The organism is Nocardia bovistercoris (assembly GCF_015674855.1).
In the GTDB taxonomy this organism is placed as follows: Bacteria; Actinomycetota; Actinomycetes; order Mycobacteriales; family Mycobacteriaceae; genus Nocardia; species Nocardia bovistercoris.
Genome location: NZ_JADMLG010000002.1, coordinates 504,467 through 526,273 on the forward strand (window position 1 = coordinate 504,467; position 21,807 = coordinate 526,273).

Below are 21,807 nucleotides of genomic sequence, written 5' to 3' on the forward strand. Positions count from 1 at the left end.
CCGCTTCGAGCAGGCGTCGGCCCGGCAATCGAGCATCAGCCCATCGCGACGCCGCGCGATCCTCAGCCCTTCGGCAGGCGTGCGGCCGCCACGTCGGCGGGATAGCCGTCGTAGGCAGGTACATAGCCTTCGGCGCGACCTTTCAGCACGTAAAGGGTGCTCGTGTCGTCGGTTTCGTATCCCTGCTTGCGCAGTTCGACCTTGCGGCTCTTGAAGGTCGAGGTCTGTTCGAGTGCGTCGACCACCCGGACGAACAGCGGTACGGCATACGAGGGCAGCCGGTCGTAGGCGGCGCCCGCGAGCGCCTTGCCGTCGAATTCGACACCGTCACGCAGGGTCACCGCTGCCATGCCCGCTTTGCCATCGGCGCCGGGGATTTCGACGCCGAACACGACGGCGTGCTCGATGGCCCGGTCGCCGGTGAGCGCGCCCTCGACTTCGGTGGTCGCGACGTTCTCGCCCTTCCAGCGGAAGGTGTCGCCGAGCCGGTCGACGAAGGCGATATGCCACCAGCCTTGGTCGCGGACCAGATCGCCGGTGTCGAACCAGGTGTCGCCCGCGCGGAACGCGTCGCGCACCAGTTTGGATTCGGTGGCCTCGGCGTCGGTGTAGCCGTCGAAGGGTTGACGGCCGGTGACCTTCGCGAGCAGCAGTCCGACGCCACCGGGCCGGACGCGCCGCACCCGGCCGTTCGAATCGCGTGCGGCGCGGCCGGTTTCGTCGTCGTACTCGACTATCGCGTAGGGCAGCGGGCCGAATCCGGCGGTGCGGTCGAGTCCGAACGCGTTGACGAAGGCGACGGGCGCTTCGCTGGCGCCGTAGAACTCGACGACCCGGCCGATGCCGAAGCGTTCGGTGAACTCGTCCCACAGTTCCGGGCGCAGCCCGTTGCCGACCGCCAACCGGACCCGATGCGCGCGATCGGTCGGCTTCGGCGGCTGGTTCAGCAGGTAGCGGCACAGTTCGCCGATGTAGATGAAGGCGGTGGCGCGTTCGCGGACGATCTCGTCCCAGAATCCCGAGGCGGAGAACTTGCGTCCGAGGGCGTAGGTCGCGCCGCTCGCGAGCACCGCGGACAGCGCGACCGTGAGCGCGTTGTTGTGGTACAGCGGCAGGCAGCAATACATGGTGTCGTTGCCGCGCAGGCGAATTCCGAGTCCGCCGAGCCCGGACATGCTCTTGGCCCAGCGCTGGTGGGTCATGACGCTGGCCTTCGGCATGCCGGTGGTGCCCGAGGTGAAGATCAGGAAAGCGCGTTCGCCCGCTGTGATCTCGGCGCAGACCGGCGGATCGGTGTCGTCGGCGTCGGCGGCCGCGGCGACCAACTCGTCGGTGTAGAGGACATCGGACAGCGGTCGCGGCAGCGACCGCAGTGCGTCCTCGCATTCCTCGCCGACCACGTTGAGCACGCTGTCCAACAACCCGAAACTGTGCGCGAGCACCTGATCGCGCTGATTGTGGTTGACGAGCCCCACCGTCGCGCCCAGTTTCACGATCGCCAAAGTCGCCCAGAGGGTTTCGGGACGGTTGGCGGCCAGCACGCCGACCACGTCGCCACGCCGAACCCCGCGCTCGGCAAGCACGTGCGCGAACCGGTTCACCTCGGCATTGGCCCGCGCGTAGGTGTAGGTGCTGCCTTCGAAACGCAGGAACAGTCGGTGCGGATGTCGGTGGGCGTTGCGCTGGAAGAAGAGTCCGATCGAGGCGCGGTCACCGGAGCCGATCAGCATTCCGAGCGCGTTGCGCAGCATCACCGGCGCGTCGAGCGCCATACCTGGCAGCGCCTTCACGATATCGAACAGGCCGACGGTGTCGGCTTTCTCGGAACTCACCGCGCTCGATTCTCCACGCCCGCGGCGGCGGCCAGAGTCGTGAAGGCCGAGGCCAGATCGGTGACCACGGTGATGCGTTCGCGCGCGTGCCGCGACACGAACCCGCGCCGCGACAATTCGTCGACCCACTCCAGCAGACCGGTGTAGAAACCGTCCTGATCCAGCAGCACCACCGGTTTGTCGTGTTGACCGAGATAGCCGCCGGTCCAGGTCTCGAAGAACTCCTCGAGCGTGCCGATGCCGCCGGGCAGGGTCAGGAAGGCGTCGGCGCGATCCTCCATGATCTGTTTGCGCTGGCGCATCGTGTCGGTGACGATCAACTCGTCGGAGTGCACGTCGGCTTCTTCCCTGTGCACCAGGTGTTTCGGGATAACACCGACGGTGCGCGCGCCGCCCGCCCGCGCCGCGGTGGCGACCGCGCCCATCATCGACACGTGACCGCCGCCGGACACCAGACTCCAACCGCGCCTGGCGATTTCGGTGCCGGTGCGGGCCGCGAGCGCGATATGCGCCTGCTCGGCGGTGCTCGCCGAGCAGTACACGCAGAGGGCGAATCCCCTCACCACTGGTCCTCCGTGCCGAGCGCGTCGCGCGCGCCGCCGGATTCGACCGCGGCCGTGACGATCTCGACGATCTCCTCGACACTGTCGGTGACGTGCAGCAGATTCAGGTCTCCCGGCGAGATCTTGCCCGAGGCGCCGAGCGAGTCGCGCAGCCAATCCACAAGTCCGGCCCAATATCTCGTGCCGAACAGGATGATCGGGAAGCGGGTGATCTTGCGGGTCTGCACCAGGGTGAGCGCTTCGAACAGTTCGTCGAGGGTGCCGAATCCGCCGGGGAGACAGACGAATGCCTGCGAATACTTCACGAACATGGTCTTGCGCGCGAAGAAGTACCTGAAATTGATGCCGAGGTCGACCCAGTCGTTGAGGCTCTGCTCGAACGGCAATTCGATGCCGAGTCCGATCGAATAGCCGCCCGCCTCGGACGCCCCGCGGTTGACCGCCTCCATCGCGCCGGGACCGCCGCCGGTGATCACCGCGAATCCGGATCGCGCCAGCGCCGCGCCGATGGCGCGACCCGCCTCGTACTCCGGATGTTCGACCGGTGTGCGCGCGGAACCGAAGACCGCCACCGCGCGCGGCACCTCGGCCAGCGCGCCGAAGCCCTCGACGAACTCGGCCTGGATGCGCAGCACCCGCCAGGGATCGGTGTGCACCCAGTCGCTCGGCTCGTGCCGGTCGAGCAGATTCTGGTCGGCGGTGCCCAGTCCGTCCTTGCGGTCGCGGCGGAACATGATCGGTCCGCGATATTTGGGAGTCGACTTCCGCGAGCTGGCAACCTCGGGGTCGGCGGCGTCGGTAGACATGATCTCCACGCTACCGGGAGCTCCATTGCCGGGGACCGTCCGAGGGGCCAACGCCGGGCGTATTCGCGGCAACACGGCGGGCGCTGGAACGGTTTCAGCGGCCCCCGGTCAGATACGACCGCAACATCGCGGTGACCGCGGTGATCTGGGCCGTCGGTACGTGCTCGTCGCGCTTGTGGGCGAGATTCGGATCGCCGGGGCCGAGGTTCACCGCCGGTATGCCGCGCGCGGCGAAGCGCGACACGTCGGTCCAGCCGTATTTCGCCCGCACACCGCCGCCGCCGTTGGCGCGCACCGAGGCCACGAGATCCGCGGCGGCGGGCGCGGTCAGGCCGGGCAGCGCGCCCGGCGCGGAATCGGTGATCTCGAAGTCCACATCGAGTCCGGCGAATACCGAGCGAACGTGGTCGACGGCCTGATCCACCGAACGGTCGGGGGCGAAACGGAAATTCACATCCACCTCTGCCGCGTCGGGGATCACGTTTCCCGCGACACCGCCGGACACCCGCACCGCCGACAGGCCCTCGCGGTAGCCGCAGCCGTCGATGTCGACCTCGCGCGCCCGGTACTCCGACAGCCGCGCCAGCACCGGCGCCAAGCGGTGAACGGCGTTGTCGCCCAGCCACGACCGGGCCGAATGCGCCCTGACGCCCTTCGTGGTCAATCGCACGCGCAGCGTGCCCTGGCAGCCCGCCTCGATCCAGCCGCCCGACGGCTCACCCAAGATCGCCACGTCACCGGCGAGCCATTCCGGGCGTTCCCGTTCGATCCGGCCGAGTCCGTTGTACTTCGCGGCGATCTCCTCGCCGTCGTAGAAGATCAGCGTGAGATCGCACACGGGCTCGGCGACGGTGGCCGCCAGGTGCAGGAAGACCGCGTCGCCGGATTTCATGTCGACCGTGCCGCAGCCGTACATCACCTCGGCGCCGTCGGCGGCGACCGCCATGCGGCTCGGCACATTGTCGGCGATCGGCACGGTGTCGAGGTGACCGGCGAGGATCACGCGGGTCGGCAGGCCGCGGTCGGTGCGCGCCAGCACCACATTGCCGTCCCTGACCACCTCGAAACCGGTGGTCTGGGTGCGCAGCGCCGCTTCCACGACATCGGTGACGGCCGCCTCGTCGAGCGAGACGCTCGGAATGTCCACCAGTGCGGCGGTCAGGGCGATGGGGTCCTCGCGCAGGTCGATGCTCACCCTGTCACCCTACGGAGGCGCGGTCGGCATCGCGGCATGCGCCGTACTGTGACGCGTTAGCCGCGAGGTGGCCGCACCACACGCGGCGCCGGGTCGGTAACCTCTGTCGACGTGAGCATCAAGGGAGCAGCAGCAGTCGGTATCGCCAACGTCACCGCGGACGGCACCGTCCTCGACACCTGGTACCCGAATCCGGTGCTGGGGGAATTCGACACCACCGGCACCGAGCGACTCGGCGAGATCCCCGAGGAGTTCGCGGCGCTGGTCGGCCCCGACGCGGCGCGCGGCGTCGAGGTGATCGCGGTGCGCACCGAGATCGCCGACCTGTCGAAGGCCCCGGTCGACGCGCACGACGTGTACCTGCGCCTGCATCTGCTCTCGCACCGGCTGGTCCGCCCGCACGAGGTCAGCCTCGACGGACAGTTCGGGCTGCTCAGCAATGTGGTGTGGACCAATCACGGCCCGGCCGCGGTCGAAGGTTTCGAGCAGACCCGCGCGAAGCTGCGGGCGCGCGGGCCGGTCACCGTCTACAGCATCGACAAGTTCCCCCGCATGGTCGACTACGTGGTCCCCACCGGCGTGCGCATCGGCGACGCCGACCGGGTCCGGCTCGGCGCGCACCTGGCCTCCGGCACCACCGTCATGCACGAGGGATTCGTGAACTTCAACGCGGGCACCCTCGGCAACTCCATGATCGAAGGCCGCATCTCGGCAGGCGTCGTGGTCGGCGACGGATCCGATATCGGCGGCGGCTCCTCGACCATGGGCACGCTGTCCGGCGGCGGCACCACCGTGATCTCCATCGGCGAGCGCTCGTTGGTCGGCGCGAACGCAGGCATCGGCATTCCACTGGGCGACGACTGCGTGGTCGAGGCCGGTCTCTACGTCACCGCGGGCACCAAGGTGCGCACCCCCGACGGCACGGTGGTCAAGGCGGCCGAACTCGCGGGCCAGGACAACCTGCTGTTCCGCCGCAATTCCACGACGGGTGCGGTCGAGGTCGTCGCGCGCAAGGGCACCGGCATCGAACTCAACGCCGCGTTGCACGCCAACGACTGATACCGCCGAAGAAGCGATTCCGCTCAGCCGAGCAGTTTCTTCTGCACCTTGCCCATGGCGTTGCGCGGCAGCGCGGGGACCACGCGGACCTCGCGCGGCCGCTTGTGCACCGAGAGTTGCCGCGCCACGTGGTCGATGAGTTCGGCGCCGAACCCTTCGGACACCTCGCCGCGTGCCACGACGAAAGCGACGATGCGCTGACCGAGGTCGTCGTCGGGCAGTCCGACCACGGCGACTTCGGCGACCCCGGGGTGGCCGAGCAGCGCCGTCTCGACCTCGCCCGCGCCGACGCGGTAACCGCCGGATTTGATCAGGTCGACCGATTCGCGCCCGACGATCCGGTGGAATCCGGCGGCGTCGATCGCGGCCACGTCGCCGGTGCGGAACCAGCCGTCCTCGGTCCAGCTCGCGGCGGTCGCCTCGGGCCGATTCAAGTAGCCGTCGAACACCATGGGCCCGGTGACCTGGAGCCCGCCGATGCTCTCACCGTCGTGCGGCACCGGTTCGCCGGATTCGTCGCGCAACCGAGTGCGCACGCCCCGCACCGGCGTGCCGACCCAGCCGGGCCTGCGTTCGCCGTCGGCGCGGGTGGACAGCGTGATCATGGTCTCGCTCATGCCGTAGCGCTCGACCGGAGCCTGCCCGGTGAGTTCGCGCAGTTTCTCGAAGACCGGAACCGGCAGCGGCGCACTGCCCGACACCAGTAGCCGCGCCTTCGACAGCGCACGCGCGGACTCCGGATCCTCCACCACGCGTGACCACACCGTCGGCACCCCGAAATACAGCGTGCCCTCGGCTTGCGCGTAGGCACGCGGCGTGGGTTTGCCGGTGTGCACGAGCCTGCTGCCCACCCGCAGCGGACCGAGCAGGCCGAGGATCAGCCCGTGCACGTGGAACAGCGGAAGTCCGTGCACCAGAGTATCTTTCGCGGTCCATGACCACGCGTCGGCGAGCGCGTCCAAGCCCGCCGCGATGGCGCCGCGCGACAGCACGACCCCTTTGGGCGGGCCGGTGGTGCCGGAGGTGTAGAGCACGAAAGCCGGTGCGGCGGCGTCCGGTTCGGGATAGGTGTGCCAGGACCGCGCGTGCTTGCGCACCGGGACCACCGGCAGCGCCGCACCGTCGGGCGCGGGCCCGAGCCAGGCTTGCGCACCGGAGTCGGCGAGGATGTGCTCGAGTTCGGCGGCGCCCGAATCCGGCGGCACCGGAACCACTGTCACCCCCGCGATCAGACACCCCACCACCGCGAGCACCGTGGAAACGGTCGGCGCGGCGAGCACCGCGACCCGCTCCGCGCGCGCGACGCGTTCGGCGACCGAGGTGGCCGCGCCGAGCAGATCACCGCGCGAAAGCGCGACCCCCTCGACGGTGACGGCATCGGGCAGGTCGTCCCCCGCGGCGACGGCGAGCGGATTGAGGGATCGCAGCAGCGGCGACGGACCGTACGGCATTCGCCCACGCTACTTCCCCGCGCCACGCACCCCGTTCACGGGTCGCCCACGCACCGCCCGTTCGGCTCGTCGCCCATCCATCGAACCGAGATGCAGGCCCATTGACCGAACCCGTACCGCGCCACCGAACCGAGTTTGCGCTAATCGGTCGGACCGAGGTCGCGCTGGCCGGTCGAACCGAAGTCACACCCCACCAACCGAACACACGCCGCTGCCGACCAGCCGGCAGGGGCGATATCACGCCGCGAACCGAATCCGTTTCGCGCTCGCCGACCGGGCCGCAGTCGCGTCCCTCAACCGAACCGGCGCAGAGATCGCCGCACGAGTGCCGGGTCCGCGGCGGGAACGCCGGTTGACACCTCATAGAGACAGTGAGACGGTTAGTGCATATCCTTCTCAGAGACGAGAAACGGGGATCGATGATGACCAGCCCAGCGCGTACAACCGCGGCCGCCGAGCAGTTCGACGCCGGAGCGCACATGGACGGGTCGGCGCCCTTCTTCGGCGCCGCCGCGAACATCATCATGCAGCTCAGCGCGCCGCCGGTGGGGCACGGGGTCGTGGAGAGTCCGGTGGAGAGCGGCAATCTGATGCTGCATCCGATCAAGCGGACCCGAACCACCCTCACCTACCTCGCCGTCGCCATGCTCGGAAACGACGCGGACCGCGCGGCGTATCGCGCGGCCGTCGACACCGCGCACCGGTCGGTGCGCTCGGGACCGTCGAGTCCGGTGAAATACAACGCCTTCGATCCGAAACTGCAACTGTGGGTGGCGGCCTGCCTCTACTGGGGCGCGCGCGACCTGCACGAACGCATGCACGGACCGACGGACCCCGCCACCGCCGACGCCTTCTACCGCTACGCCGAACGCCTCGGCAGCACCCTCCAGATGCCCCCGTCCATGTGGCCCGCCGACCGCGCCGCCTTCGACCGCTACTGGACCGAGCACATCGCCGAGGTCAGAATCGACCCGCCGGTGCGGGCGATGCTCGACGACATCGTCGACCTGAAGATGTTCCCGTGGCCGGTGCGGGCGAGCCTCGCCCCGTTCCACCGCTGGATCACCGCGGGTATGCTGCCCGAGCCGTTGCGCGCCCAGATGGGCATGAGCTGGAGCGAGCGCGACGACCGCATGCTGGCCCGACTGCTCACCACCGTCGGCAGCGTCGAAGCGCGCCTGCCGAAGCAGCTGCGAAGCCTGCCTTCCTACGCCCTGCTCTGGGACATGCGCCTACGACGACGACTCGGCCTGCGCATGGTCTAGATCATCCCCGGCTGGATCACGCGGAAGGAGACGACGATGTGGTCGCGGGCGAAGCGCCGGATCGCGTCGTCGTCGCCGAGCGGGATGACGGTCTGCGGCGTGAGGGCGAGGGAGACGGCGGTGCGGGCGATCATTTCGGCGAGCGGTTCGGGATCGTAGGCGGGTAGTTTGCCTTCGCGCTGCAGTCGGGTCACGAATTCGGCCAGGTAGTCGCGGCCCAGTTCGATGATGGGCGCGCCGCGGGTGGTGAGGAACGGCAGCACCAGTTCGGGTTCGGTGGCGAGCAGCCGGTGCACGAGTTCGTTGCCGCGCAAGCCGTTGATGAAGGCGGCGAACAGTTCGACGATCTGATCCTGGGCGGTGGCGTCGCGATCGACCTGGCGTTGCAGTACGGCGTCGACCTCGTCGATGAAATCGCGGGTCTGGCGCAGCGCGACGGCCTGGATGAGATCGGATTTGCTCGCGAAACGGCGGTAGAGGGTGGCCAGCGACAGCCCGCAGCGGCGCGCGACCTCGACCATGCTGGTGCGTTTGATGCCGAAGTCGAGAAAGGCGAGCAGCGCGGCGTCGAGGACGCGCGACTGGTGCCGATCGGCGGTGTTCGCGCTGCGTACCAGCGGCAGCAGCTTCGTCAGCCTGGACATATCTCCGACCCCGTCCACTCGAGCAGCGAAACGATGATGCAGTAAGCATCGCATAGCTTCACTGTCCGCCGGGATCCGCCCGCTTGACGACCCGACGACACGATGAGAGTGTTTGTTGTAAACCTTCTCAAATTTCGTCATCACCGACGCACGAAAGACGAGGTCCGATGACAGTGCCACTTCGCGCGACGACGCCCGAGGATGCGTCACCCAGCGCGGCAACATCGAAAACGGCGCTCGGAACCTGCCGCTACGGAACCGTCGACGACTTCGCCGTGGACGAATTCTGGACCGGAGTCGCCGCCTTCCTCGGCGGCACCGCCAACGTCATCATGCAGCTGAGCCTGCGCCCGGTCGCCTACGGCGTGATGGAGAGCCCCGTCGAATCCGGCCGCATCACCGAACACCCGTGGAAGCGGCTGCGCACGACCCTCACCTACCTCTCCGTCGCGATGATGGGCACCGAACGGGACAAGAAGGTCTACACCGACGCCGTCAACGGCTCGCACCGGCAGGTGCGCTCCACCGCCGACAGCCCGGTCGAATACAACGCCTTCGACCCGCGCCTGCAACTGTGGGTGGCCGCCTGCCTCTACTGGGGCATCATCGACCTCGAGGAACGGCTGAACGGGCCGATGGACGAGGCCACCCAGGATGTCTTCTACCAGTACTCCCACCGCCTCGGCACCACCTTGCAGATGCGACGCGACATGTGGCCCGCCGACCGCGCCGCCTTCGCGGAGTACTGGAACGCCGAGCTCGCCACAAAATACATCGATGACCGCACCAGGGAGTTCTTCTACGACCTCATCGACCTGAAGATGGTCGCCAAGCCGCTGCGGATCTTCGCCCCGGTACAGCGCTTCTTCGTGACCGGCCTGCTGCCGCGCCCGCTGCGCGAGCAGATGAGGCTGGACTGGACACCGTGGAACGACCAGGTCATGAACGTGATGCTGCGGGCGACCGGCGCGATGTACCGGCTACTTCCCAAGCACGCCAGACTCTTTCCCTTCAACGCCTTCCTGTGGGATATGCGCGCGCGTCACCTGCTCGGCAAGCCGCTGGTCTGATCACCCGCGATTGACCAGCGCGCGCAGGAAGAACGTCAGGTTGGCCGGCCGCTCGGCCAACCTGCGGGTCAGATAGCCGTACCACTCCTCGCCGTAGGGGATGTAGACCCGCATCCCGTACCCGGCGTCGGTCAGGCGCCGCTGTTCGGCGTCACGCACGCCGAACAGCATCTGATATTCGAAAGCGTGAGCGGCGCGGCCGGATTCGACGGCCATGGCCTCGGCCGCCACGATCGCCACCGGATCGTGGGAGGCCACCATCGGATAGCCCTGTCCGCGCATCAACGTCTCCAGGCAACGCAGATACGAGTCGGTGACCTCGCGCGCGTGCTGGAACGCGACCCGCTGCGGCTCCCGGTAGGCGCCCTTGCACAGCCGCACCCGAGACCCGGGACCGGCGAACTCGGCGCAGTCGGCCTCGGTGCGTCGCAGATACGCCTGCAGCACCGTGCCGAGCCACGGGAATTCCGGGCGCAGCGCGCGCACCGTCGCCAAGGTGGCGTCGGTGGTGGTGTGATCCTCCGCGTCGACGGTCACCCACACCCCGGCCGCAGCCGCCGCGACACACAGCGCGCGCAGATTCTCGGTGGCGACCGCAGGACCCGCAACGGGCAGCGCCTGCCCGAGCGCCGACAACTTCACCGACACCTCCACCGGCGCGGCCTCGGTCCCGGCGAGCCCGGGACGCGGCAACGCGGCCAGATCCTTTATCAGCGAGAGATATTCGGCCACCGTGGCATCCGCATGCGCCCGGTCGGTGGTGTTCTCACCGAGGAAGTCGACGCTGATCATGCGACCGGAACCGAGCAGTTCCTCGGCCACCGGCGACAGCTGCGACCGGTCCTCCCCCGCCACGAACCGGCGCACGATATCGGCCGTGACCGGCGTCCCGGTGAGCACCCGCTTCATGCGCGGCGACCCGGCGGCGGCGAGTATCACCGGCCGCAGCGGATTCACCATCTGACCTGCTTCGATGCGCGCACGTCCGCCTCGCTCACGTGTCCATGTGGGGGTATCGGTGGTCGACCGGCGGCACGAAGGTCTCCTTGATGGTGCGCGGCGCCACCCAGCGCAGCAGGTTCAGCGGCGAGCCCGCCTTGTCGTCGGTGCCGGAGGCGCGCGCGCCGCCGAAAGGCTGCTGACCGACCACCGCGCCGGTCGGCTTGTCGTTGACGTAGAAGTTGCCCGCCGCGAAACGCAGTGCGGCACTTGCCTGTTCGACGGCGTGGCGATCCTGGGCGAAAACGGCGCCGGTGAGCCCGTACGGCGCGGCCGACTCCACCTCGGCCAGCATCGCGGCGTAGGAACCGGGTTCGGCGTCGTCGTAGACGTGGATCGACAGGATCGGGCCGAAATACTCGGTGGTGAACGACTGGTCGCGCGGATCGTCGACGAGCAGCACGGTCGGTCGCACGAACCAGCCTTCGGCATCGTCGTAGGCGCCGCCCACCGGAATGGTGATGCCCGCGTCGCGTGCGCGTTCGATGGCGGCCACGTTCTTGTCGTAGGCGCGCCGGTCGATGAGCGCGCCGCCGAAATTCGACAGGTCCGCGATATCGCCGTATGCCAGATGCGCTGTCGTGTCCAGGAATTCGTCACCGATGACCCGCCAGACCGAGCGCGCGACATAGGCGCGCGAAGCCGCCGAACACTTCTGCCCCTGATACTCGTAGGCGCCGCGGATCAGCGCGGTGCGCAAAGCGTCGGGATCGGCGGACGGGTGTGCGACGATGAAATCCTTGCCGCCGGTCTCCCCCACCAGCCTCGGATAGCCGTGGTAGCGGCCGATATTCGCGCCGACCTGCTGCCACAGGTACTGGAAGGTGGCGGTGGAGCCGGTGAAGTGGATGCCCGCCAGCCGCGGGTCGGCGAGCGCCACCTCGGAAACCGCGACGCCGTCACCGGTCACCATATTGATCACACCGGGCGGCAGACCCGCCGCCTCCAGCAACCGCACGGTGTAGAACGCCGCGAGAGTCTGGGTCGGCGACGGTTTCCACACCACCGTATTGCCCATCAGGGCGGGCGCGGTCGGCAGATTGCCCGCGATCGCGGTGAAGTTGAACGGCGTGATCGCGTAGACGAAACCCTCCAGTGGGCGATAGTCCATGCGATTCCACACGCCAGGACTCGACTGCGGCTGCTGCGCCAGGATGTCACGGGCGAAGGCCACATTGAACCGCCAGAAATCGACCAGCTCGCACGGCGCGTCGACCTCGGCCTGAATCGCCGACTTGGACTGCCCGAGCATGGTCGCGGCGGCCAGCGTCTCCCGCCACGGACCGGCCAGCAGGTCGGCGGCGCGCAACAGGATCGCGGCGCGTTCGTCGAAGGGCAGCGCGCGCCAACCGGGAGCGGCCGCCTGAGCCGCCTCGATCGCGCCGCGCGCTTCGGAATGAGTGGTATCGGTGTAGGTCCCCAGAACATGGCTGTGCCGGTGCGGAGCGACGATATCGTGCCGCTCACCGATCCCAGGCCGATGCTTCCCGCCGATGACCAGCGGGACATCGACGGATTCGGCGGAGATGCGGTCGAGCTCGGCGAGCAGCAGTTCGCGCTCCCGGCTGCCGGGCGCATACGTGTGCACCGGCTCGTTCGCCGGGGTGGGGACAACCGTGACAGCGTCCATACCCCAGGCTAGCTCCGCGCACCGCCCGCGTCTCGGCGATGAGGCAGCGTGTCGATGGCGACCGCGTGTCAGAACGGGGCCTGCCGCCACCACTCGTCGCGCGTCTGTTCGAAGGTGTGGCCGGGCCAGGAGACCTCGACCAGGACCTCGCTCAGACCCGGTGCGATCCAGGCATGGGTGGCCAGGGTGAACGGTGCGTCGGCAGCCGTCGGCCGGTAGAGCAGCAGGTCGCCGGTCTTGGAGAAGTCGCGTTCCCCGACCCGCGAAGCATGAGCGTCGAGATACGCCTCGACTTCGTTGAAATGGCTGTACTCGGTGAACCACACGGTCACACCGTCGGGATCGGTGCAGATGATCTGCTTCAGCGGAATCGGGTCACCCGCCTGCGCGACCACCGTGCCCGCGGCCGAGCAGCGCGCGCCGCGCCACCCGGCGCCTGCCGGATCGGACGGGATGATCTGCGGAAAACGCACCGCTATCGAGTGCTGCGCGCCCCACGGCGGCGCTGACCTCGGCGGCGGTTTGCGGACGAACTTCCAGTAGACACCGGCTACCCCGACAAGACCGACCGCGAGCACGGCCAGCACAAGCAACAGCACCGAGAAGGTCCGCCACCCCGAGGAGACCTGCCGCGAACGGGCGACGTGCGGCGCCCCGACGGGTCGGGCGGGCGGCGGTGCGGGAAAGCGCGGCATCGCGTGCGATGGCGGCGTGTATGCCGATTCCACCCTGGTGGGCGGCGGCGGTGCGACACCGGCAGGAGCGGTGGTGTGTGGTGCACGCGCGGGGGCCGATGCGGAGCTGGAAGCCGGCGAATTCCAGCCGTGCGCGACATTCTCGCCGACCTCCGCATCTGCGCCGAGGCGAGTACTTCCGGCAGGCCCGGTAATCCCGAGTCCCACGCTTCCCGTCGGCTCCGGAAGTCCGCCAGGCCCGACGCGACCGTTCCCGCTGCGCTCCCTGGCTGTATCGAGCCCCACTGTGCCCCCGAGCCCGGTGTGCGCACCGAAGCCTGTGCTGTCGCTCAGGGCCGCCTTCGCGGCAGCCGCGAATTCGAGGCAGCTCTCGAACCGCTGCTCAGGCTGCTTGCCCATGGCTCGGGCGATCACCGCGTCGATCGCGGGCGGCAGGTACGGCACCCGTGCGGTGACGTTGGGCACCGGGTTGGTGAGGTGGGCGGCCACCACCGCGCCTGGATTGGTCGCGGTGAACGGTGCGGAGCCGGTGAGCAGGGTGAACAGGGTGCAGCCGAGTGCGTACTGGTCGGCGCGGTGGTCGACCGGTTCGCCCGAAAGTTGTTCCGGGGACGCGTAGGCCAGGGTCGCGAGGAACTCGCCGGTTCTGGTCAACTGGTGCCGGTCGTCGCGCAGGCGCGCGATGCCGAAGTCGCCCAACAGGACTCGGTCGCCCTCGCGGCCCGCGGTGATGAGGATGTTGGCAGGCTTCACATCCCGGTGCAGCACCCCGCGTTCGTGCGCGTGATCGAGGGCGTCGGCGGTCTGGGTGACTATGCCGAGCGCACGCGCCGGATCGAGCGTGACACCGGCGAACGAGGACGCGTCGATGCCATCGACGTACTGCATGGAGATCCACAGCTGACCGTGCTCGGCGCCGCAGTCGAGCACCGAGACGATATGCGGATGGTCAAGGCGCGCCGCGACATCGGCCTCGCGTTCGAACCTGCGCCGCACCTCCTCGTCGGCGTACAGGTCCTTCGCGAGCAGCTTCAACGCGACCCGGCGCGGCAACCGAGGATGCGCGGCGAGATACACCGTGCCCATGCCGCCGCTGCCGAGTACGCCCTCGATCCGGTAGCCCGCGAACACCTCGCCGACCACGAGCCCCGCCCCTCGCATCAGAAAACCCTTCCCGCCGAACACTCGTCGCACAGTCTGCCATTCACGGCCTGCGACGGGTCAGGGTGTGGTGAGCCGTTCGGCCGCGGCGGCGATCCGCTCGTCGGTGGCGGTCAACGCGATCCGCACGTGTTCGGTACCGGTCGGGCCGTAGAAATCGCCGGGCGCCACCAGGATTCCGCGTTCGGCGAACCAGTCGAGGGTGACGCGGCAGTTCTCGCCGCGCGTCGACCACAGGTACAGGCCCGCCTCGGAGTGGTCGATGCGGAAACCCGCCGCGATCAGCGCGCCGCGCAGGATCTCCCGGCGCGCCCGATACCGTTCGCGCTGCCGCGCCTCGTGGGCGTCGTCGCCGAGCGCGGCCGTCATCGCCGACTGCACCGGGAACGGCACGATCATGCCCGAATGTTTGCGCACCTCGAGCAGTTCGGCGACCAGTTCGGGATCGCCCGCGACGAAGCCGGCGCGGTAACTGGCCAGATTGGAGGTCTTCGACAGCGAATGCACGGCGAGCAAGCCGGTATGGTCGCCGTCACACACCTCGGGGTCGAGCAGCGACAGCGCGCGGCCCTCCCAGCTCAAGCCGAGATAGCACTCGTCGGAGGCGACGATCGCGCCGCGTTCGCGGGCGAAGGCCACCACCTTGCGAAGGTGTTCGACGCCGAGCACCTTGCCCGTCGGATTGGACGGCGAGTTCACGTAGATCAGCGCGGGATCGCGCGGGCCGAGCCGGGTGAGCCCGTCGGCGCGCAGCAATTCCGTACCCGCGAGCAGCGCGCCCACCTCGTAGGTCGGGTAGGCGACCTCGGGAATGACCACGAGGTCGGCGGCGCCGAGACCGAGCAGCCTCGGCAGGCCCGCGATCAACTCCTTGGTGCCGATCACGGGCAGCACCGCGGCCGGATCGACGCCGGTGATGCCGTAGCGGCGCTTCAACGCGTCGACGGCGGCGGTGCGCAGTTCGACGGTGCCGTGCGTGGTCGGATAGCCGGGCACTTCCGCGACCGCGCTCAACGCCGTGCGAATCAGCGGATCCACCGGGTCGACGGGTGTGCCGACGGACAGGTCGACGATCCCACCCGGATGCGCCGCGGCCGCGGCTTTGGCTCCCGCGATGGTGTCCCACGGGAAATCGGGTAGCAGGCTGCTGACCCGCGCGCGTGCTGTCACGCGCTCACTCACCCATCGGGGGGAGTTCTTTGATGAACGGTGGGTCGTAATCCACCTTGCCGACCTTGGTGGCGCCGCCGGGCGAGCCGAGTTCGTCGAAGAAGTCGACATTGGCGTTCACGTAACCGCCCCACTGATCCGGGGTGTCGTCTTCGTAGAAGATGGCCTCCACCGGGCACACGGGCTCACATGCACCACAGTCAACGCACTCGTCGGGATGGATGTAGAGCATGCGGCCACCCTCGTAGATGCAGTCCACGGGGCATTCCTCGATGCATGCCTTGTCCTTCACGTCAACGCACGGTTCAGCGATGATGTACGGCACTGCCGCTCTCCTAGTCTGTCCTCACCTGCGGGAATGGTCCGCCTGCGAAACCCTATCCCGGCACCCCGCGCCACTACCGGTCAGCCTGCCCTAACTTTCCCAGCTCCGCCCCCGGTAGATCCAGCGCCGGACCGGTCCGCCGACTTCGCCGCGACCACCCCCGATCCTAGTGCCGCCCCACGCGATCCGCCCTCCCCGGTGCTCGCGCACCCCCACCGCACTGCCCTCGCACCCACGACTCAAACCGGCGGCGCGATCTCCAGCTCCGACCACAGCAGTTCGAGCGGGAACGGATCGGTGACCGTCACCGCCACCGATCCCATGTCGCGATGGGTGGTGCCGACGTGGGTGTACGGCCCCCGCCGGTCCGAGAGCGCGTACCGCTCGATGGTGAGCGCGCCGACCTTGTCGAAACTCACCAGCCAATAGTGCGGGATGCCCGCGTCCGCGTAATCGCTCATCTTGTGCACCCGGTCCCTGCGCTCGGACCACGTGGACAGCACCTCGACGACGATCACGCAGTGCTCGGCCGTCAACTGCTCGGTGTCGGGCAGACACCGGTGCAGTACCGCGTCGGGTTTGCGTGCGGTCGGCGGCACCTCCCAGAGCAACACGTCGACCTCGGTGTTGGTCTCGTAGCAGGACCCGCCGCCGCTGCCGCGCATTTCGGCCACCGCGACCCGCTCCAACGCCAACGACAGCCTGGTGCCGACCTTCTGATGGTCGCGACCGCGCTGCTCCCTCGGCACAACGAACCCGTCGACGATCTCGAGATCGCGCCGGATATCCGGCTCGATCTCGAGGAAGGTCGCCCAATCGATCGGCGTTGGTTGCGGCGCCTGCCAGCTGACGGTCACGACCAGATCGTAGCCGCGGGCGGGCAGGCGGTCGGTCAGCCCGCGGCGAGGGGGATGGGGTGGTTGGTGCGGTCGACTCGGCCGTAGACGGTGGTGCGTTCGCGGACCGGGCGGCCGATGCCTTCGGCGATGTCGTGGAGGTCGGCTACGGTCTTGGCGGAGCCGTGCTGGGAGCCCGCCATGCGGGAGATGGTCTCCTCCATCAGGGTGCCGCCGAGGTCGTTGGCGCCGCCCTGGAGCATGGTTCGGGTGCCCGCGGTGCCGAGTTTGACCCAGCTGGTCTGGATGTTGCCGATGCGGCCGTGCAGCATGATGCGGGACAGGGCGTGGGCGGCGCGGTTGTCGCGGATGGTCGGGCCGGGGCGCGCCGCGCCCGCCAGGTAGAGCGGGGCGCTCTGGTGCACGAAGGGCAGCAGCACGAATTCGGTGAAACCGCCTGTCCGGTCCTGGATTCCGCGGATCACCCGCAGGTGGCCGACCCAGTGTTTCGGACTGTCCACATGCCCGTACATCATGGTCGAACTCGACCGCAGGCCCACCTGGTGCGCGGTGGTGATGACCTCGATCCACGCCGATGCGGGCAACTTGCCCTTGGTGAGCACCCAGCGCACCTCGTCGTCGAGGATCTCGGCGGCGGTGCCGGGAATGGTGTCGAGACCGGCCTCCTTCAACGCGACCAGCCAGTCGCGGACGCTCTGCCCGCCGCGCGAGGCGCCGTTCACGATCTCCATCGGGCTGAACGCGTGCACGTGCATCGACGGCACCCGCCGCTTCACCGCGCGCACCAGGTCGGCGTAACCGGTGACCGGCAGATCCGGGTCGATGCCGCCCTGCATACAGACCTCGGTCGCCCCGTCGACGTGCGCCTCCCACGCCCGGTCCGCGACCTCCTCGGTGCTGAGGGTGAACGCGTCGGCGTCGCCCTTGCGCTGGGCGAACGCGCAGAACCGGCAGCCGGTGTAGCAGATGTTGGTGAAGTTGATATTGCGGTTCACCACGTAGGTGACCTCGTCGCCGGACACCTCGCGCCGCAACCGGTCGGCCAGCGCGACCACGGCCTCCAGATCGGTGCCGTCGGCGGTGGCCAACGCCAGGTACTCCGCGTCGGACAGCCCGGCCGGATCCTTCTCCGCCGAGCGCAGCGCGGCGAGCACGTCGGCGTCCAGCCGTTCGGGTGCCGCGCTGACCAGGTCGCGGGCCTGCTCGCGAATGGTGTCCCAGTCGCCGAACGCGCCGACCACTTCCTGCCCGAGACCCGAATCGCTGCGGCTCTCGGTATTGCGTCCGGTGATGTCGATGTCGGTGTTCAGGTCGACGCGTCCCGCCGACTCCCACGACTCGTCGGGCTCCTGCCAGGGCAGGCCGACCGGGATCGCGTCGGGATCCGCCAGCCCGGTCGCCGGATCGGTGAGCGCCGCGACGTGCGCGCCGATCCTCGGGTCGATCCACGGACTGCCTGCGCGCACATACTTCGGATGCGCCGAGGTCCGCTCGACCAGTTCGTAGCCCGCGGCTTCGGTGATCGTGCGCAAGGTGTCCAGATTCGGCCACGGCCGTTCGGGATTCACGTGATCGGGGGTCACCGGCGAGACACCGCCCCAGTCGTCGATACCGGCGTCGATCAGCGCGCGGCACTCCTGTTCGGACACCAGATTCGGCGGCGCCTGCACCGGCACGTCGGGGCCGAGCAGCAGCCTTGTCACCGCGATGGTCGCGCGGAATTCCTCGAGTCCGGCGTCGGGGACATCGCGCATGGCGGTGTCGTCCTTGGCCCGGAAATTCTGGATGATGACTTCCTGGATGTGTCCGAACGCCTTGTGCTGCTTGCGAATCGCCATGATGGAATCGGCGCGCTCGGCGACGGTCTCACCGATGCCGACCAGGATTCCGGTGGTGTAGGGCACCGAGAGCCGACCGGCGTCGGTGATGGCGCGCAGCCGCACCGCCGGATCCTTGTCGGGGCTGCCGAAATGGCATTCGCCCTTCTCGGTGAACAGCCGCGACGACGTGGTCTCGAGCATCATGCCCATCGACTGCGCGACCGGCTTGAGCCGCGAGATCTCCTCCCAGCTCATGACGCCCGGATTCAGGTGCGGGAGCAGGCCCGTCTCCTCGAGCACGAGGATCGAGACCGCGCGCAGGTAGTCGAGGGTGGAGTCGTAGCCGCGCTCGTCGAGCCAGCGCGCCGCCTCCGGCCAGCGGTCCTCGGGCCGGTCACCCAGCGTGAACAGCGCTTCCTTGCAGCCGAGGGCCGCGCCCGCGCGCGCGATCTCGAGCACCTCGTCGGGTTCGAGGAACATGCCCTTGCCCTCGGCGCGCAGCTTGCCAGGCACGGTGACGAACGTGCAGTAGTGACATTTGTCCCGGCACAGCCTGGTCAACGGGATGAAGACATTGCGGGAATAGCTGATGGTCCTCGGGCGGCCCGCGGACTCGAGTCCGGCGTCGCGCACCCTGGCGGCGCTGCGGCACAGGTCGAGCAGGTCCGCGCCGCGCGCGTGCAGCAGCACGGCGGCCTCGTCGGCGTTCAACGTGACACCGTCGCGCGCGCGACGCAAGGCACGGCGCATGGCCGACGGCGTTGGCGGTGCCGGAGGAACAGTCGGTGTCGCTAGCTCGGTCACGCTCTCGATCATGCGCTACCCATCCTCTGCTGTCTCCCTCCAGTACACCCGCACGGCCGCACGAGCGATCCGGCGGCGGCCACGACGACGCGCACCGTAGGACGGCCGCGCGCGAAGGCGCGGCCTCTGCGCACAACTTCGCGGCGGCACGGGGTTATTCCGCCGCCGCGAGACTTCCCTACCGACGGTGTCGCGCGAGCGTGTGCTCCGTCACAATCGTGGGCGCGGTCCGGTTCGTGCCACGATGACAGGCATGTCGCAACCGCGCACCATCCTGGCCGATCCGGCGTGGCGGCCGAGCCCGAGGGCGAAACTTCTCTGGGCCATGCGGGCGGGTCTGTTCTGGATGATCCCGATCGCGGTCGCGCTGGTCCTCACGATCGTCACCTCGGGCCGGTGGCAGCCGATCACCCTCGCGGTGCTCGTGGCCCTCGGCCTGTTCAACACCGTCGCGGTGCCGTTGTGGCGTTACGCCGTGCACCGCTGGGAGGTCACCGACGACGCGGTGTACACGCGGGTCGGGTGGCTGTCGCAGGCGGGGCGGGTGGCGCCGCTGTCGCGCGTACAGACCGTCGACACCGAACGCGGGCCGCTGGAACGCTGGCTGCGACTCGCGACCGTCACCGTCACCACGGCGTCATCGGCGGGCGCGGTGCGCATCGAAGGACTCGACCTCGCGGTCGCCGAACAGACCGTGACCCGGCTGACCGAGATCGCCGCACTGCACCGCGGGGACGCGACGTGAGCGCCACCGCGCCCGCCGAGGACCTGTGGCAGCGGCTGGACCGGCGAATGTTGTTGGTGCATCCGGTGACCGAGGTGATCAAGTTCATCCCGGTGCTGGTCGGCATGCTCATCCTCGGCAACAGTTTCGGCAACCACGTGTGGGGCCTGCTCCCGCTGGCGCTGATCGTCGCTTTCGCGCTCACCCGCTGGTTCACCACCACCTACCGGATCGGGCCGACCCACGTCGAATTGCGGACCGGCCTGCTCCAACGCCGGAAACTGTCGGTGCCGCGATCCCGAATCCGTTCCGTCGACGTCGAATCCGATCTGCTGCACCGGGTGCTCGGGCTCGCGGTGGTTGTGATCGGCACCGGTCAGCAGGCCGACTCCGGGGAGAAGTTCAAACTCGACTCACTCGATCTGCTGCTGGTCCCCGAACTGCGCGCCGAACTGCTCGCTCATCTGTCGGAAACACCGAAAGCCGTTGACACACCGAAGTTCACCGCCCCGGCCGCAACGCCGCCGGAACGCGAGATCGGGCACTGGCGGGCGAGCTGGGTCCGGTACGCGCCGCTGTCGCTGACCGGTTTCGCGGTGATCGCGCCCATCGCGGGCCTGGCCCTGCAATACGGACTCGGCGAGGTGGTCTTCAACTCCGACGCCGCGCACACCCTCGAGGAAGGCACCGCGGCCCTCATCGCGGTAACCGCCGTCGGGCTGCTCGCCACCATCGTCGCACTGGTCAGCCTCGCCGCATGCACCCGCTACCTCGCCACCTACTACGGCCTGCGCGTCCTGGACAACGGCCGCACCCTGCACCTGCGCTACGGCCTGTTCACCACCCGCCAACTCACCCTCGACCTCGCCCGCTTCCGCGGCGCGACCGTCAACGAACCGCTGCTGCTGCGCTTGGCGGGCGCCGCCGAACTCGAAGCCGTGATGGTCGGCGAGAACGCCCGCCAGAAACTGTTGCCCCAGGCGCCCCGAGCCGCCGTGGAACGCACCCTCACCGAACTACTCGCCTCCCGCGCGGCGATGCCGTTCGCCGACAGCCCGATTCGCGATGCGGGCACCGCGTCGTGGTCGGCCGCGCAGGTCGGCGCACCGAGCACCGCGCCCGACGACCCCTCGCTCCTCCCGCCGTCGACCGATGCCACCGACGACGACACCGCCGGTGAGCGCGGACCGAGCACCGCGTCCGCGGCCCCGGAAGCGGCGGTCGCCGAGAAGTCGCCGATCAGCGTGCAGGGTGCGGTCACGCTGATTCCGCACGGCCCGGCCGCGCGCCGCCGCCGCTATACGCGCGCGCTCACCATGCCGGGGATCGCCGCCTGCGTCCTGCTCGCGCTCCTCGCGTTCGACGTGCCGATCTCGCCGTGGTGGTTGCTCGTATCCGCTGTCGCCGCCCTGCTCGCGCTACCGCTCGCCGAGGATCGGTACCGGGGACTCGGGCACGCCGTCATCCCAGGTACGGCCACCACACCGGCGTGGCTCATCACCCGCTCGGGCTCGCTGGACCGGGACCGCGACTGCCTCGAGGGTCGCGGGATCATCGGCTGGACGGTGAGTCAGTCGTTCTGGCAACGCCGCGCGGGGATCGCGAGCGTGGTCGCCGCCACCGCCGCGGGCAAGAAGCGGTACCTGGTGACAGACCTGCCCCTCGCGGACGCCTACGCCCTCATAGAGGCCGTCACTCCCGGCCTGACCGGCACGCACGAGGCCTGAACTCGGCTCG

Annotated in this window: 18 protein-coding genes; 5 read left to right on the plus strand and 13 right to left on the minus strand. The window is 69.1% G+C overall.

Annotated features, from left to right (window positions below; genetic code table 11):
• Window positions 1-62 precede the first annotated feature (62 nt).
• From IT779_RS06315 to dapE, 4 genes are all read right to left on the minus strand, one after another.
• Window positions 63-1,832: a long-chain-acyl-CoA synthetase gene (locus IT779_RS06315; RefSeq protein ID WP_196148202.1), complete on the minus strand. Its 1,770-nt coding sequence runs from the start codon at window positions 1,830-1,832 to the stop codon at window positions 63-65.
• The gene (locus IT779_RS06320; RefSeq protein ID WP_408637729.1) at window positions 1,829-2,395 is read right to left on the minus strand and encodes an LOG family protein; all 567 of its coding nucleotides are present in this window, start codon (window positions 2,393-2,395) and stop codon (window positions 1,829-1,831) included. The genes IT779_RS06315 and IT779_RS06320 overlap by 4 nt, the downstream gene beginning before the upstream one ends.
• On the minus strand, window positions 2,392-3,201 hold the full coding sequence (locus tag IT779_RS06325) for an LOG family protein (protein WP_196148204.1): 810 nt from the start codon (window positions 3,199-3,201) through the stop codon (window positions 2,392-2,394). The genes IT779_RS06320 and IT779_RS06325 overlap by 4 nt, the downstream gene beginning before the upstream one ends.
• Window positions 3,202-3,295: 94 nt before the next feature.
• Window positions 3,296-4,396 carry a succinyl-diaminopimelate desuccinylase gene (dapE, locus tag IT779_RS06330; protein ID WP_196148205.1) on the minus strand — a complete coding sequence of 367 codons (1,101 nt, stop codon included), beginning with the start codon at window positions 4,394-4,396 and terminating at the stop codon, window positions 3,296-3,298.
• A 111-nt stretch (window positions 4,397-4,507) separates the two neighbouring features.
• Between dapE and dapD the strand changes: the two genes are divergently transcribed.
• Window positions 4,508-5,455, plus strand: a complete 948-nt coding sequence (gene dapD, locus IT779_RS06335; protein ID WP_196148206.1) for a 2,3,4,5-tetrahydropyridine-2,6-dicarboxylate N-succinyltransferase — start codon at window positions 4,508-4,510, stop codon at window positions 5,453-5,455.
• A 23-nt stretch (window positions 5,456-5,478) separates the two neighbouring features.
• Here dapD and IT779_RS06340 read toward each other — a convergent pair whose 3' ends face one another.
• Window positions 5,479-6,906 carry an acyl-CoA synthetase gene (locus IT779_RS06340; RefSeq protein ID WP_196148207.1) on the minus strand — a complete coding sequence of 476 codons (1,428 nt, stop codon included), beginning with the start codon at window positions 6,904-6,906 and terminating at the stop codon, window positions 5,479-5,481.
• 422 nt (window positions 6,907-7,328) lie between these two features.
• Between IT779_RS06340 and IT779_RS06345 the strand changes: the two genes are divergently transcribed.
• Entirely contained in the window at window positions 7,329-8,171 is an 843-nt protein-coding gene (locus IT779_RS06345) for an oxygenase MpaB family protein (protein ID WP_196148208.1), read from the plus strand.
• Here IT779_RS06345 and IT779_RS06350 read toward each other — a convergent pair.
• Window positions 8,168-8,815 carry a TetR/AcrR family transcriptional regulator gene (locus IT779_RS06350; RefSeq protein ID WP_196148209.1) on the minus strand — a complete coding sequence of 216 codons (648 nt, stop codon included), beginning with the start codon at window positions 8,813-8,815 and terminating at the stop codon, window positions 8,168-8,170. The genes IT779_RS06345 and IT779_RS06350 overlap by 4 nt on opposite strands.
• A 167-nt stretch (window positions 8,816-8,982) precedes the next feature.
• On the opposite strand from IT779_RS06350, the gene IT779_RS06355 reads away from it, so the two are divergent.
• Window positions 8,983-9,885, plus strand: coding sequence for an oxygenase MpaB family protein (locus tag IT779_RS06355; RefSeq protein WP_196148210.1), 903 nt, complete (start codon window positions 8,983-8,985; stop codon window positions 9,883-9,885).
• Here IT779_RS06355 and IT779_RS06360 read toward each other — a convergent pair whose 3' ends face one another.
• The 7 genes from IT779_RS06360 to IT779_RS06390 all read right to left on the minus strand — a co-directional run bounded on the left by IT779_RS06360 (window position 9,886) and on the right by IT779_RS06390 (window position 19,358).
• On the minus strand, window positions 9,886-10,845 hold the full coding sequence (locus IT779_RS06360) for a proline dehydrogenase family protein (protein WP_196148211.1): 960 nt from the start codon (window positions 10,843-10,845) through the stop codon (window positions 9,886-9,888).
• A gap of 34 nt (window positions 10,846-10,879) precedes the next feature.
• On the minus strand, window positions 10,880-12,514 hold the full coding sequence (pruA, locus tag IT779_RS06365; RefSeq protein ID WP_196148212.1) for an L-glutamate gamma-semialdehyde dehydrogenase: 1,635 nt from the start codon (window positions 12,512-12,514) through the stop codon (window positions 10,880-10,882).
• 68 nt (window positions 12,515-12,582) lie between these two features.
• The gene (locus IT779_RS06370) at window positions 12,583-14,370 is read right to left on the minus strand and encodes a serine/threonine-protein kinase (RefSeq protein ID WP_196148213.1); all 1,788 of its coding nucleotides are present in this window, start codon (window positions 14,368-14,370) and stop codon (window positions 12,583-12,585) included.
• Between the two features lie 60 nt (window positions 14,371-14,430).
• The gene (dapC, locus tag IT779_RS06375) at window positions 14,431-15,540 is read right to left on the minus strand and encodes a succinyldiaminopimelate transaminase (RefSeq protein WP_332838685.1); all 1,110 of its coding nucleotides are present in this window, start codon (window positions 15,538-15,540) and stop codon (window positions 14,431-14,433) included.
• 4 nt (window positions 15,541-15,544) lie between these two features.
• Window positions 15,545-15,865 (minus strand): ferredoxin, encoded by a 321-nt coding sequence (gene fdxA, locus IT779_RS06380; RefSeq protein ID WP_196148215.1) that lies wholly within the window; start codon window positions 15,863-15,865, stop codon window positions 15,545-15,547.
• Between the two features lie 239 nt (window positions 15,866-16,104).
• Entirely contained in the window at window positions 16,105-16,722 is a 618-nt protein-coding gene (locus IT779_RS06385) for a Uma2 family endonuclease (protein WP_196148216.1), read from the minus strand.
• Between the two features lie 35 nt (window positions 16,723-16,757).
• Window positions 16,758-19,358 carry a bifunctional FO biosynthesis protein CofGH gene (locus IT779_RS06390; protein ID WP_196148217.1) on the minus strand — a complete coding sequence of 867 codons (2,601 nt, stop codon included), beginning with the start codon at window positions 19,356-19,358 and terminating at the stop codon, window positions 16,758-16,760.
• A gap of 241 nt (window positions 19,359-19,599) precedes the next feature.
• Between IT779_RS06390 and IT779_RS06395 the strand changes: the two genes are divergently transcribed.
• Complete coding sequence (locus IT779_RS06395) at window positions 19,600-20,091, plus strand: PH domain-containing protein (RefSeq protein ID WP_196148218.1); 492 nt, start codon at window positions 19,600-19,602, stop codon at window positions 20,089-20,091.
• Window positions 20,092-20,138: 47 nt separating this feature from the next.
• Complete coding sequence (locus tag IT779_RS37505; protein ID WP_232541531.1) at window positions 20,139-21,797, plus strand: PH domain-containing protein; 1,659 nt, start codon at window positions 20,139-20,141, stop codon at window positions 21,795-21,797.
• Window positions 21,798-21,807 lie beyond the last annotated feature (10 nt).

Bases quoted from the DNA above. Each gene is read 5' to 3' on its own strand.
- IT779_RS06370 (WP_196148213.1), bottom strand. From the start codon at position 14,370: ATGCGAGGGGCGGGGCTCGTGGTCGGCGAGGTGTTCGCGGGCTACCGG.
- IT779_RS06345 (WP_196148208.1), top strand. From the start codon at position 7,329: ATGACCAGCCCAGCGCGTACAACCGCGGCCGCCGAGCAGTTCGACGCC.
- IT779_RS06350 (WP_196148209.1), bottom strand. From the start codon at position 8,815: ATGTCCAGGCTGACGAAGCTGCTGCCGCTGGTACGCAGCGCGAACACC.
- IT779_RS06360 (WP_196148211.1), bottom strand. From the start codon at position 10,845: ATGGTGAATCCGCTGCGGCCGGTGATACTCGCCGCCGCCGGGTCGCCG.
- IT779_RS06395 (WP_196148218.1), top strand. From the start codon at position 19,600: ATGTCGCAACCGCGCACCATCCTGGCCGATCCGGCGTGGCGGCCGAGC.
- pruA (WP_196148212.1), bottom strand. From the start codon at position 12,514: ATGGACGCTGTCACGGTTGTCCCCACCCCGGCGAACGAGCCGGTGCAC.
- IT779_RS06390 (WP_196148217.1), bottom strand. From the start codon at position 19,358: ATGATCGAGAGCGTGACCGAGCTAGCGACACCGACTGTTCCTCCGGCA.
- IT779_RS06340 (WP_196148207.1), bottom strand. From the start codon at position 6,906: ATGCCGTACGGTCCGTCGCCGCTGCTGCGATCCCTCAATCCGCTCGCC.
- IT779_RS37505 (WP_232541531.1), top strand. From the start codon at position 20,139: ATGTTGTTGGTGCATCCGGTGACCGAGGTGATCAAGTTCATCCCGGTG.
- IT779_RS06325 (WP_196148204.1), bottom strand. From the start codon at position 3,201: ATGTCTACCGACGCCGCCGACCCCGAGGTTGCCAGCTCGCGGAAGTCG.
- IT779_RS06355 (WP_196148210.1), top strand. From the start codon at position 8,983: ATGACAGTGCCACTTCGCGCGACGACGCCCGAGGATGCGTCACCCAGC.